This is a genomic window from Neorhizobium sp. AL 9.2.2 (assembly GCF_013317225.1).
In the GTDB taxonomy this organism is placed as follows: Bacteria; Pseudomonadota; Alphaproteobacteria; order Rhizobiales; family Rhizobiaceae; genus Neorhizobium; species Neorhizobium soli.
The window spans coordinates 132,500-142,470 of the sequence record NZ_JAALXU010000011.1 but is presented as its reverse complement, the minus strand read 5'-3'; the positions used below and the strand labels follow the sequence as shown (position 1 = coordinate 142,470).

The following is a 9,971-nucleotide window of genomic DNA, read 5'->3' as shown; positions in this document are numbered from 1 at the left end:
GAAGCGCGCGCTGGAGCCGAGTGCAGTCAACCAGATCGTCAAACAACGGGCGGAGATGGCTGGACTGGAGCCTGGGGAGTTTTCGGCGCACGGGCTGCGGTCGGGTTATCTCACGGAGGCTGCCAATCGTGGCGTCCCCCTGCCAGAAGCTATGGAGCAGTCGCGACATAGATCGGTCCAGCAGGCCTCCACTTATTACAACAACGCAACCAGACGGACAGGACGGGCCGCAAGGCTTATTCAGTAGTTTTCGCTCACTTTCCCTAATTTTTGCAACAAAATTAGCTACACTGGAAAGTCGGGAAAAATTCTGTCGCAAAATTCGGTTGCAAAACTCCAAATTTGGCGACCGAATTTTGCGACAGAAATTAAGCCTTACGGATCTCTTTAAGCGGCATTACATATCTCCGTAGCGAGGGGATTGTGTGATGACTTTCAACACAGAAGATACAAAGAGGCTTGTTCAAAACTACGCTCAGGAAAGCGAAAACTATCTGCGTCAGCTTCACGTATGGCTTGGCACAGCCTCTGCGGGTGGGGCAATCGCAATGGCGACGTTAGCCGCAAACTTACCAGACCCCGGCTACAGTTTCGCGTACTTGATCAACAGCTTCTGGTGCTTTCTCATTGGCATCGTTTCAGCCGGAATTGCTACCTTTGCTTTAGCGATGCGTGCGTCGGAAAAAAGCGCTCACTTCGCGAGCGCTCACAATCGGGATAATATAAATTCAGCGCTACGTTCCATGCCTGAAATTATTTCATCTCCTCACTCTCTCGCCGATCCAGGGAACACGGAGCGGAACAAGCTTATCGATCAGTCAAAGGCGGAACATGAAAAAGCTGAGCAGGCTTGGACGAACCAAACCTGCTGGAAAGTTTCATGGGCGACAGCGCTTGTAATCTCGGGCCTCGCATTTGTTGGAGGATTTAGCTGGCCGCTTGTGCAGATGACCTTTTTGGAGAGACAAATTGTTTCTGCAGGCGCTCCGCACGTTCAGCCGTCAAAATCAGGATATTCGCGATATTAGGGGGCAGTCACTGGCATCGGAAGTCGTCACGACAAGCGATTTCACCGACGTGGTTCTGGCAATCCTCGGCGTTGCGGCCAAACTCGAACGCCGTCGCATCCTCGACCGCACAGCGCGCGGGCACGAGGCGGCAAAGGCGCGCGGCGTCAAAAACTCCGTAAGCCAAAGCTTACCGACCATCAGCGCAAAGAAGCAACGGCACGTTGCGAACTGGGACTGGTAACACTGACGGAAATCGCAAAAAGCTATAACGTCAGTCACAGCATGATTTCCCGATTAACTCCATAAACCGGCGCCCCATTCAATGTTGCATCTGCTGATCGATACATGCGTATGGCTCGACCTCTCCAAGGATTACAGGTCGCAGCCACTGATCAGCGCCCTCGAAGACCTGGTCGCAGCGGATGAAATCAGGCTCATCGTTCCCCAGATCGTCGTCGATGAATTTCTGAGGAACAAGAGCCGCGTCATCACTGAAGCGCAGCGCAGCCTACAATCTCATTTCAGACTGGTCCGCGAAGCGGTCAACCATTTCGGGGCTGAAGACATCAAGGCCCCTACCCTGCAGGGCCTCAACGAGGTCGATCACAAGATCGCCACTGGGAGTGACGCTGTCCTGAGTGCCGTGGAAGCGATAGAAAAGCTGCTGCTTGCGAAAAACCCGGTCCTGACCACCGACACGATCAAGGGGCGCGTGACGGACAGGGCGCTTGCCAATCTGGCGCCCTACCACCGGTCTAAAAATAGCGTCAGCGACGCTATTCTCATCGAGCTATATGCGGACGCTGTCGCGCACCCGGCCGATGACGAGACACGCTTTGGATTTGTCACCTATAACATCAAGGACTTTAGTGATCCGAACGGCGATCGCCGGCTGCCGCATCCGGATCTGCTGCCACTCTTTGCGCCGCCGAAATCCAGCTACTGGGTTTCGCTGCTCGATACGCTGAACGATGTCGATCCGGATCTGCTCGAAGATCATGACGCTGAATTCAATTATTCGCCGCAGTTCCGGAGACTGTCGGAGATCCTTGAGGCCGAGCACCTGCTATTCCGCCAGGTCTGGTATAACCGGCACTCGAACCTCCGGACGGAAATTGAAGACGGCACGCACCATGTGGTGCCGGAATCCGAATATTCCCGGTCGCCCTATCGTCAGGATCAAACGCTCGACACGGTATGGGCCGGCGCGCTTGCGGCCGCGAAAAGAACGGAAGATGAGGTCGGAATCGACAATCTAGGCCCGTGGGACGATTTCGAGTGGGGGATGATCAACGGAAAGCTATCCGCCCTGCGTTGGGTCACTGGTGACGACTGGGATATGCTTGATACCTAGACGCCATCAAAAGCTATGGAGAGATCAATGACGATCGGCAAAGCCGAAGCCGCACGCCGGCAGTTTGAAACAGCCATGGACCTCTATTTCGACATTGCCGATAGCACTGTCAGTGCATACGCTCGGCTTTGCAAGACTGAAGGTTCTTTTCGACCTTTACCCGCACCGTAATCAGGACGGTTTTGCCGCTCAGCTTGACGGGATAATAAAAAAAGAAGGCTGGAAAGCCGTGTCCGGCGTTGCGAACTCTCTGAAGCACGCTGATCGCGCCAGATCACCTGGCGAAAATTCGTGCGCTCCCGCATGCCGAGATGATGGCAATCGGGAACGGGACAGTATCAGGTTTTTCTAATTAATTTCGAGGTGTTGCAAGAAGTGGCACGTAAGGCTGAGGCGGATGGTGTGTCATTGACGGGGTTGCTGGATCAGCAAATTGGGACAACTCGCCGATAATCGACGTTCAGCTGCTCGTGGCGAGGGGTGCATCTACGGCCGCTTTCTCAGGCTTCTTTTCCTTGGGTGGCTGATACAGCTCGATCGGCGACTGCGGATACACCTGAGGAAAGCGGCAGTGCACCTGACACCATTCAGCGGCAGGGGGCGAAAGCCAGCTGGTCATTTCCAGCATGCTTTCATGACGCTTGGGGAGATTCCACATGATGATCGGCTCATGATGCGCGATACGGTTTCGCAGACTGCGGATCTGCGCAAGGGGGCCTGAGAAATCCTTCCTTCGCAGCCCTTTTCCATCCGGCCTGCGGCCGATCTTGTGCAGTGTCGTTTGCCACAACGTCTCATAATCCTTGCCGAACATGGCAGTCCAGAAACTGAAGGTCAGCGCGGCGACGATTCGGCCAGGGATGGGCTCCTTCCTGTCCTCCTCGATGTCATGGATAGCCTTGGCGAGCTGATCGGGCTGCCATTCACCCAGCAGCTGACCGGTCTCATGGAGCCAGCTTTCATTGACGGCCTCGGTCATGACGGCATGAATACGGTTCCGCAGGGCCACTTCCAGCATCTGAAGCGGGGTATAAAGGCTTTCCGAAATTAGGGTGTTGAGTGTATATAGCTCGATAGCGCGGGTACGGTCGCCCTTTGCCCAGTCCATATAGCGCCCGAACCGCTCCAGGGAGAGCGCCATTTCAAGCGCTTCATAGGAAACCGGCTTACCTACCTCCTCTTGCATCTTTTCTCCACCTGCTTTACATTGGTATTCGTACACCCCGGTACCGTCTCTGCCCTAGGCATGCGGCCGGGGTAATTTTTTGCCTGCCTCACTTGAGGCCCTTCGGCGTCTGCAGGGCGGCCTTGGCCTCCTTGCGCTGCTTCTTCTCGGCCACGAATTCAGGCTCCAGGGCCTGCACCTTCGCAATCAGGCCGTCGAGGTGGTAGATGTTGCTATTCCAGTCCCCTGCAGCCGTCTTGCGCATCTCACGCTGAATATAGCCGACCTTTTCGAGGGCGCGGATATTGTTCTGGATGGTCTTTTCGGTGACATCCATCCGCTTTGCCAGTTCCTTCTTCGCAGGAAACGGCTTGCGGGACGGCTCATGCCAGTAATCCAGCAGCTGAATGATGATATTCATCTGCATTGAGTTGATGCCAAGGCGGCGCTGCGCCTGGATCAGGATAGAGGGAATGCCGGCATAGCCGTGACTATAAATGGCTTTGCCCCAGATACGCTCCGTCGAGGACGGTTTGCGGGCAGCTGGCTTGGGAAAGTCGATCACTTCTGCTTCAGTAGTCTTGGCGCTCATCGTTTGAATCTCCTTCATGCAAAGAAGATACGCGGGCCAATACAGGCATTCAATGCTACAGGCTATTTGGGGTATGGAAATTGGAGGGGGTACCCGTACATACGCTAATTGTGCTGTATCCCCGTATTGCGCTATAAGATACACGCTCCTTTAGTGGTAGGATTTTGCACCCACGTGGGGTAATTTCCTGCCAGACAGGTGGGTTCGCCAATTTCCGCACCCTTGCATCTGTTTTTTACGGTACAGACCCCTTTTAGCATGCCGGCTTACCGATCGAAACGGCGAATTTGGCTGAAACTCAGGTTTCCTTCAGCCAAGGCGAATAGGCCCGGTCATCAATCATGGGCACAGTGGCGATCTCCTGCAGCCGGGCAATGAGCTCCATAAGGAAAGCCGTCGCGGGCTTCCCTTTCCGCGTTTCGCGCGAACCATCCATGGGCAGCGATGCATCCCAGATCGAGGCTTTCACCGGGGCCTGCGTCGAGCAGATCCGTTAAGGTTTTGCCCATCGGCGGACTCCAGTCGCTCTCAAATGTAAGCACGCCTGCGAGGATAAGATGCGGCCTTTTAGGCTCTGATTTTCCGCCCAGCCACGGTACGGGCGACTGGTGCGGTCGAGTTTGCGAAGGCTTGCGGCTTTGTCACGGGCGTATCATAGTAATCGAGATCGGACGGCAGGCGCAGAGTGCGAATAGGTGATGCGATATTCAAAACATTGCCCCTTGGACTTGGCTTTCCGCCGTCGCTTTCGCGAAATTCCCGGAATTTGCTCGATTTTTATAGCGGCCTTTTGCAGCGTCCGAAATTTAGGAATTTCGCGATACCCTCACGGCTACCGCTGACGCGCCAGCCAGACCGTGTGCCCGCCACAGTCAGGGTCTTCCGCAACATGGGCCAGAACACGTCAAAGCCATTCTGGTCGAGCAGCAGGCAGTATTCGTCGGGGTCGAGGCTGGCATGATAGAGGGGTTCCCTTCCAACGTGCCATAGCTTCGCCGAAGTTGGGACCGCTAGTGAACAACAGTGGAGCTTCCGGTTCGATATGGTCCCGGAAGATGGGAAACATCATGCGCTGATCGTGAGGCGTAAGGTGAAAGAAGCTGTCCCAAGCGATAAGCCCGCCATTTCTTCGGTTCATTTTCAGCGAGCGCATGTCTATCGTTTCCGCCATCTCGCCGGGCAGGTTCGCCCTGAACAGGGCAATCATCTCTGGTGAAGCATCCACGCCGGTAATCGGATGACCTCTGCCGGCAAGGAAACGAGCAATCGGCTCGCCTAATCCGCATCCAGTGTCGAGCACCGGCGCTCCTCGCCTCAGGAGGTCGGCAAACCGCTCTATCCATGAACGCTCCCACAGCACCGTACCGCGAGCACTTGTCCAGACGCCTGCATGACGACGATAGAGATCTATGATGTGGGCGGCGGCGTCGGTCATGGCCTTAGGGTCAATCCTTATCTCCGGTTTCGAGAATCTCCCGATTAAAGCGAGACTTGTTTTTCCGACTTTTGCGACGTCGCAGAATAAGGAGTTATGCACATGTCACGATGGCAGATGCTGGTGCAAATCTGTTAGGCGGTTGCTGTCCAACTCCTTTGGTCGGTCTTGGACAGCAGCCGCTCAATTTGCAGCGATCCTTTTATCTTCGGCATCATGCGCCAACCGTTTCATCATGCCATTAATGACACTGGATTGAATCCAATTTCCACGTCCCATAAAAAAGTTGCCAGCCGGAAACTCTAACAGCGAGGAAAGAATATCACTGTACTATCAGTGCCTTCACGCACCGATCGTTCTGAAGACTGACACCTCGCCGCGGCGTATGGCGTTCCGCAGTTTTGGAGCGTCTTTCTTTCAACTGTCATTTACGCCGATCTCTTTCCGGCTTCCCCGTTCAATCGCAGCAGTGCCATGACCATCGGTCCAAGGGAAAACTCGCCCCGCCCCGCCCGGTTGGTGAGATCACGCAGATAGCCACCGGCGGAATTGATGTGTCCTGCCCTCTCCAGGATACAGGCAACCGCAACCGCTGCATTTTCGGGCCCCATGGTTTCGCAGGCCTTTTGGTAGGCGGACGGGCTGACGCCCAGCATCGATCTCACCACGATCGCGGCCGACATGAGATCGCGCCAACCACCCACAGCGCCTGCCGGTCCATAGTCGATAATCTGCGGGCACGCCTTCAGCACTACACCCAGAGGGAAGGCCTTCAACGTCTCGCTGTTAGGCCCGCGGCCATTGCTCGGCTTTTCGCCCTGCTCTTTGTCAGAGCTAGGTTCAAGTTCATTTAAGGATTCGGATTTTGAACTCTGTATGTGCTGCTCAATATGAGCAGCATTGGTGCTATTAAATTCTGAATTCGACTGCGTATCCAACAGATTAAGGATTTCCTCCCGGAGAAGCTCAAGTTCATCGAGGATGCTGGCGACGTCAGCAAGGGTTGGAGACCGTGGAATGCGGGCAACGAGGTCAGTGTACATCGCCTCAATCGCCATCCAGTCACCGTCCGCCCCCTCCTCTATCGCAGCAGTGATAAGCTTGCGGACATCCCGGCGGCAGATTGTCAGGTTCTCCTTGGACTTACGGAATGCGAACCGAGCAGCGACGACTTTTTGCGCGATGACGGCAAGCTCTTCGGATCGGGCAAGGATTGGCGAAAGGTCGAACCCAAACGCATTCTCGATCTCGCCAGCGCCGTTCTTCCTCGCATAGCGTTTACCGTTGGCGCTGTCCTTGCGAACAATAAGGCCTGCATCGACCAGAAGCGCAAGATGACGACGTAACGTGGCGCCTGCCATGCCGTGGGCTCGAAGGATTAATTGCGCGTTTGAAGGAAACACCACGAGCTGCGCGTCCTGGCGCAATTCGTTTTCCGGGTAGAAGCTCAGGAGCGCGTCGAGCACAGCTAGGCTGTTCGACTGCAGGCCGAGTTCTTCTCTCGCTTCCGAGGCATCACGGAAGACTTTCCATTTCTCGACCGTTTTCCCGGCCTTGATATCGTTTGTGGCCACTTGCCGCTTCACCAAGGCGAGCGTCATCGGCCGCCGCCCAAAGGGCGTCGTTACACTTCCTGTCTGCATTTCTTTCACCTTTCAAAAGGCAAAGAAAAGGCTACGCCAGGACGGCGTTGACTCTTGACTGGGATTCCGGGAAATGCGATTCTCTAAGCGACCAAACTGAGAGAGGCCTTCTGGAACACCGTTTCGGAGGGCTTTTTCTTTGCGCTATCGTTCCTTTCCTGTTTGCGATTCGCCCTACTGCTTCGACCTCTTGAACGAAGCGTAGATCTCTGGGAGGGCCGACATCAGGTAGTCCGCAAAATCCGGAGCGGCCTTTTTGTCGATAATTAAAGTCAGCGTACGCGTTTCTTGCTTGTAACGAGCGGCCTTGGTGCCGTCCTCAGCTTTCCAAACTTCCGTTTCAGTCTTCACTGCCTTTGTCTTCTTAGGGGTGACAGCTTCGAATACTCGAGCGAAACGCTCGTCAGAATTCAAACTTTTCACCGCATCGTCATTGAGTAACGTACGGGCAGTTTCGGAAGCGCCATCTTCTCCCAGGCGGCCTGACAATTCGTACCAACGGTCCCGACCGGTTTTAGGGGCCGGGCCGATCAAGCGGATAATATCTGCTGGAAGCTGTTTGGCGGCCTGGATCAACCGGGAAAGATTGCTTTTATCAACCGCAAGCGCCGCCATGATGACCGGCCGCTGAAATCCACCGGCTTCAAGCTCTGCGGCGTATAGGGCGCGCTCAATAAATGAAAGATCCTGCCGAGCGCTGTTCTCTTGCCCTTGCGCCAGAACCAACTCGTCATCCGACAAGGTGCGAATCGCAGCCTTCACTTTGATGCCGGCAGCCTTCACTGCTCTCAGGCGTCGGCGCCCGTAGGCGATCTGGTATCGACCTTCGACAGACGGGTGAGGGCGCACGAGGATGGGGACCTGCTGACCGTGCTCTTTTATGTTACGAGCGAACTCTTCGAACTGCTCTGGAGGCTCCTCCAAGCGGTCTGCCACGAGCGGCGCGTCAATGAGATCTGGATCGAGTTCCGTAAGCGACTGAGACTTCAAAAGCTCAATGGAGCGCGAGACCGCACCTATCGCACCACGTGGGGAATACTGCGGAGTGGCAGCATCCTGCGCGGCAGTGTCTTCGGAGTTTCCGGCTGGCAATTTTGGTCCAGCAAGGTCGGAGAGCAGGTGTTTTCTAGCCATTAGTAGCCCCCTCGGGTGTCGAGATTGCCGTCCCACAATAAGGGGTTTCCCGAAAGTTTCCGGCTGACAACTTTTGCGCTTCTACGCGAGATGTGAGCGTTCTCATTTCCGCCCCCATGCGCTTTGAATGAGCTGTGCGATTTCAGTATTCACGTTGTCCAGCGACTCCATCGCCCGGTCGTAGGTGGCGCGCGTAAACTGGTCACGGCTGACTTCATAGAGCGTCTGCTTCGTAATCCCGGCGTCGGAGATAGCTGTACTTTTCAACATTGGATGATTTAGGACATGGTCACCGAACATCGTCCTCATAAACGATACCATCTGGTTCTGAGGACCATCACCGGGCTCGTAGCGAGTGACTAGGTACCGCATCCAGTCGTAATTCATGCTTCCGCCTGCATCTGCGACGACGCTCAGCAATTCCGATGTCATCAAAAGAAACTGGCACATGGACATGACGTCCAGCATTTGCGGATGAACCGTGACGAGGACGGCGGTTGCTGCACACAGAGCGGAAATGGTTAGAAAGCCAAGCTGCGGAGGGCAGTCGACGACGACGACATCATAGTCGTCCGCGACTGAAGCAATCGCGTCGTCCATGCGCGTGAAGAAGATGTTTTTCCGATCGTTCGAGCCCAAGACCTTTGCCGTATCGTGCTCGAACTCCATCAGCTCAAGGTTGCCTGGCACCAGATCAAGGTTGGCGAAATAGGTCTTCTTGATCACGTCTTTTAACGGGCGACGTTCAGCGTCATAGCGCATCGCACCGTAAAGCGTCTCATTGTCCTTGACGTCGAACTCCGGCTGGAAGCCGTGCAGTGCCGACATACTGGCCTGCGGATCAAGATCAATCGCAAGAACACGATAGCCGTTCAGGGCGAGATATTGCGCCAAGTGTGCAGCTGTTGTCGTCTTCCCGCTGCCACCTTTGAAATTGACAACAGTGATGACCTGCAAATCCTCTTTGCCTGATCGTTTGGGTGAGTAGCGGCGATCGTTTTTCCCGGTTAGATCAAGGTATTCGCGTAAGGCCTGGATCGTTTCGACCGTATAGGAGCGACGATTGTTGTTGCCAATTTCAGGCTGAGGACCTTTGCCTTCGATCGAGAGGTGACGAAGATATCCGTCGTTGACACCGATAAGCTTTGCAGCTTCCGTCGAGGAGAAGGAACGCAAAGTTTTGCGCGCCTCTGGCGGATACAACTTTACACGATGTTCGTGCAGCGCTCCCGAGAGGTCTCGCGCGTGGGCCGCGATCAGTTTATGAATAGCCTTTTGAAGCTGAGCGGGATTTTCCACGACTTCCTCTCGTACACACGGTAATTTTCGTAAACACACCTATTTGCCGTGGATAGCACAACCGATTTCAGCATGGTTTGCAAGATATTTAAAGTTAATCAATAGTTAACGCGTTTTCGTCGTATCAGCGGCTCATCCCGATTCCTTTATTTGAATCTGTCACTTACATCTGTTTGCGCAAGTCAATCTTGTTAGGGCGAAATGCAGATTTGCACATAAATCTCCTCATCGTAGCTGCCCACACGCTCCCGCTCTAAGAGCCTGACTAGCGAGTCGCTAGAATCACCTGAGGTGCAGATCTGCACGTATGCACACGCTGAAGGAGATGATTTTTGTCCG

12 protein-coding genes are annotated in these 9,971 nt (G+C 54.6%); 5 read left to right on the top strand and 7 right to left on the bottom strand.

Translation table 11 applies throughout. The annotated features are described in order from the left end of the window. The 5 genes from G6K99_RS23125 to G6K99_RS23105 form a co-directional block, all read left to right on the top strand. Positions 1 to 247, top strand: a 247-nt coding sequence (locus G6K99_RS23125; RefSeq protein ID WP_174198105.1) for a tyrosine-type recombinase/integrase, incomplete at its 5' end; no start/stop codon positions are given. Positions 248 to 428: 181 nt separating this feature from the next. After that, positions 429 to 1,028, top strand: coding sequence for a hypothetical protein (locus tag G6K99_RS23120; RefSeq protein ID WP_174198104.1), 600 nt, complete (start codon positions 429 to 431; stop codon positions 1,026 to 1,028). After that, the gene (locus G6K99_RS23115) at positions 970 to 1,251 is read left to right on the top strand and encodes a recombinase family protein (RefSeq protein WP_174198103.1); all 282 of its coding nucleotides are present in this window, start codon (positions 970 to 972) and stop codon (positions 1,249 to 1,251) included. Before G6K99_RS23120 ends, G6K99_RS23115 begins: the two co-directional genes overlap by 59 nt. An 81-nt stretch (positions 1,252 to 1,332) precedes the next feature. Then, complete coding sequence (locus G6K99_RS23110) at positions 1,333 to 2,364, top strand: PIN domain-containing protein (protein ID WP_174198102.1); 1,032 nt, start codon at positions 1,333 to 1,335, stop codon at positions 2,362 to 2,364. Between the two features lie 27 nt (positions 2,365 to 2,391). Further along, positions 2,392 to 2,535 carry a hypothetical protein gene (locus G6K99_RS23105; RefSeq protein ID WP_174198101.1) on the top strand — a complete coding sequence of 48 codons (144 nt, stop codon included), beginning with the start codon at positions 2,392 to 2,394 and terminating at the stop codon, positions 2,533 to 2,535. A 289-nt stretch (positions 2,536 to 2,824) separates the two neighbouring features. On the opposite strand, the gene G6K99_RS23100 is transcribed toward G6K99_RS23105, so the two are convergent. From G6K99_RS23100 to repA, 7 genes are all read right to left on the bottom strand, one after another. Next, positions 2,825 to 3,550 (bottom strand): Abi family protein, encoded by a 726-nt coding sequence (locus G6K99_RS23100; protein WP_174198100.1) that lies wholly within the window; start codon positions 3,548 to 3,550, stop codon positions 2,825 to 2,827. A gap of 88 nt (positions 3,551 to 3,638) precedes the next feature. Next, complete coding sequence (locus G6K99_RS23095) at positions 3,639 to 4,121, bottom strand: helix-turn-helix domain-containing protein (protein ID WP_174198099.1); 483 nt, start codon at positions 4,119 to 4,121, stop codon at positions 3,639 to 3,641. A 298-nt stretch (positions 4,122 to 4,419) separates the two neighbouring features. Further along, on the bottom strand, positions 4,420 to 4,590 hold the full coding sequence (locus tag G6K99_RS23090) for a hypothetical protein (RefSeq protein ID WP_174198098.1): 171 nt from the start codon (positions 4,588 to 4,590) through the stop codon (positions 4,420 to 4,422). 435 nt (positions 4,591 to 5,025) lie between these two features. Beyond that, positions 5,026 to 5,556, bottom strand: a complete 531-nt coding sequence (locus G6K99_RS23085) for a class I SAM-dependent methyltransferase (RefSeq protein WP_371816284.1) — start codon at positions 5,554 to 5,556, stop codon at positions 5,026 to 5,028. Between the two features lie 428 nt (positions 5,557 to 5,984). Beyond that, positions 5,985 to 7,199, bottom strand: a complete 1,215-nt coding sequence (gene repC / locus G6K99_RS23080) for a plasmid replication protein RepC (RefSeq protein WP_174198097.1) — start codon at positions 7,197 to 7,199, stop codon at positions 5,985 to 5,987. A 174-nt stretch (positions 7,200 to 7,373) separates the two neighbouring features. Then, entirely contained in the window at positions 7,374 to 8,333 is a 960-nt protein-coding gene (gene repB / locus G6K99_RS23075; protein WP_174198096.1) for a plasmid partitioning protein RepB, read from the bottom strand. A gap of 102 nt (positions 8,334 to 8,435) precedes the next feature. Continuing rightward, positions 8,436 to 9,632, bottom strand: a complete 1,197-nt coding sequence (repA, locus tag G6K99_RS23070; protein WP_174198095.1) for a plasmid partitioning protein RepA — start codon at positions 9,630 to 9,632, stop codon at positions 8,436 to 8,438. Positions 9,633 to 9,971 lie beyond the last annotated feature (339 nt).